Here is a 1,218-nt window from a genome sequence, read left to right as displayed (position 1 = left end):
CAATGCCGTTGCTTGACAAGGCAAGTGGTTCGTCGCGGTCGTGGTGACACATGTTGGTGATGTGATCTTGTATCGGGCATGCATCCTTGGACCGGGTTGTCGGATCGCGTGGAGTTGGGGGCGGTGACCCGGTGGGTGACTCCCGAGTTGATCGCTGAGGCGCTGGACAGGTGCGGCGTTGGGGACACCCGGCCCGGCGCACTTCCTGCCGGGTTCATGGTCTACTTCGTGCTTGCGTTGGCGTTATTCCAGCAGGACTCATACGACGACGTGGCCGAGCACATGGTGGGCGGTATTCCGCAGTTGAGAAACGACATTCCGAACAAGTCCTCCTTCGCCCGGGCCCGTCAGCGTCTGGGGCCGCAGGTCCTGGAGACGGTTTTCCGCGCGCTGGCCGAACCGCTGGCCCCGACAGGGTTGGAGGGTTCCTTCTACCGCGGGATGCGTATCGCCGCCGTGGACGGGTTCTTGCTGGACGCACCGGAAACCGAAGCGAACCGACGCCAGCTCGGTGGGCCGAAGGACGCCAAGGGGCAGCCGGCGGGGTTCCCCCAGGCGAGGGTGGTGACGCTGACAGAGACCGGGACGCATGCGCAGATCGATGCGGCGGTGGGCGGCTTCAACACCGGAGAGCCCGAGCTGGCGATCAGGCTCGCTGCCTCGGCTGCCGGGATGCTCGTGATCATGGATCGGGGATTCCCCGGGGTTGCGTTGTGGCGTGCCTATACCGAGGCTGGGGCACACCTGCTGATCCGGGCGCGCTCGTGCGTGGCCGCCCGGCCCATCGAATACCTGCCGGATGGGACCTATCTGGCCCGGATGAACCTGGCCGGGCAGAAGCGGGCGGCACCGGGACACGTCGTGCTGCGGGTGGTCGAGTACCGAGTCGACGCAGGTGAGGTGATTCGGCTGCTGACCGACCTCCTGGACCCCGACGACTATCCCGCGGCCGAACTTGCCGCTCTCTACCACGAGAGATGGGAGGCGGAGTCGTCGTATCGTCAGATCAAGACGTTCCAACGCGGCCCGCAGCAAGTCCTGCGGTCGGCCGATCCGAACCTGGTCCACCAAGAGGTGTGGGCACACCTGATCGTCCATCACTGCCTGACCCGGATCATCATGGAGCTGGCCGACGCAGAGGAAATCGATCCCGACCGCATCTCGTTCCTGAAGGTGCTCAAGCACGTGCGCCGCAGCATCATCGGACAGACCGCGAAC

Annotated in this window: 1 protein-coding gene; it reads left to right on the top strand. The window is 65.4% G+C overall.

Annotated elements, in window-relative coordinates; all coding sequences use genetic code 11:
* Positions 1–78 precede the first annotated feature (78 nt).
* On the top strand, positions 79–1,218 hold a 1,140-nt coding region (locus IU459_RS37250; RefSeq protein ID WP_195134269.1), incomplete at its 3' end, for an IS4 family transposase.

This window comes from Nocardia amamiensis (assembly GCF_015477605.1).
Taxonomy (GTDB): domain Bacteria; phylum Actinomycetota; class Actinomycetes; order Mycobacteriales; family Mycobacteriaceae; genus Nocardia; species Nocardia amamiensis_A.
The sequence above is the reverse complement of the archived record's forward strand: the minus strand, read 5'-3'. Positions and strand labels throughout refer to the sequence as shown.